General features: G+C 48.1%; 1 protein-coding gene. It reads right to left on the reverse strand.

Annotation, left to right across the window (positions count from 1 at the left end; all coding sequences use genetic code 11):
• A partial coding sequence (locus tag R7Q48_RS28150; protein WP_318133608.1) for an FHIPEP family type III secretion protein occupies positions 1 to 651 on the reverse strand: 651 nt, incomplete at both ends.

Below are 651 nucleotides of genomic sequence, written 5' to 3' on the forward strand. Positions count from 1 at the left end.
ATCAAGAAACCAAAATCTTGTGAGAGCTTTTTACGAACGCCTTTCACGCGTTCTAATAACTCTCCGCCTTGGTCCCGATCCACCAGCGGGATCAATCGATACCCCACTTCTAAACCAATAATATCAACAGGTTGAACGTCATCCCACGACAACTCACGTTGAGAAATCGGCTCGCTGCCATCTTCTGCTTTCGCAGGTAATGCTGGTTCTTTTGCTTTCTGCTTCTGACGCTTGTCAATCAAGTAAGCACCCGTGCCAGCAGCAACGGCCAACGTTAAGAAAGCAAAATGCGGCATGCCTGGTACGATACCCATCACGCCTAAAATTGCCGCCGTGATCATCAACGCTTTCGGGTTGTCGAACATTTGGAAAACCAACTGCTCGCCCATGTCTTCATCGGTGTTTTGGCGCGTTACCATCATCGCCGCTGCAATTGACAGCAATAGAGATGGAATTTGAGCAACCAGACCATCACCGATCGTTAGCAAGGTATAGATTTGGATCGCTTCACCAAAGCCTAACCCGTACTGCGCCATACCAATCGACAGACCGCCGATGATGTTGATAAACAGAATCAAAATACCGGCTATCGCATCGCCTTTTACAAACTTAGACGCACCATCCATTGAGCCGTAGAAATCTGCCTCTTTG

The sequence above is a fragment of the Vibrio sp. 378 genome, from assembly GCF_033339435.1.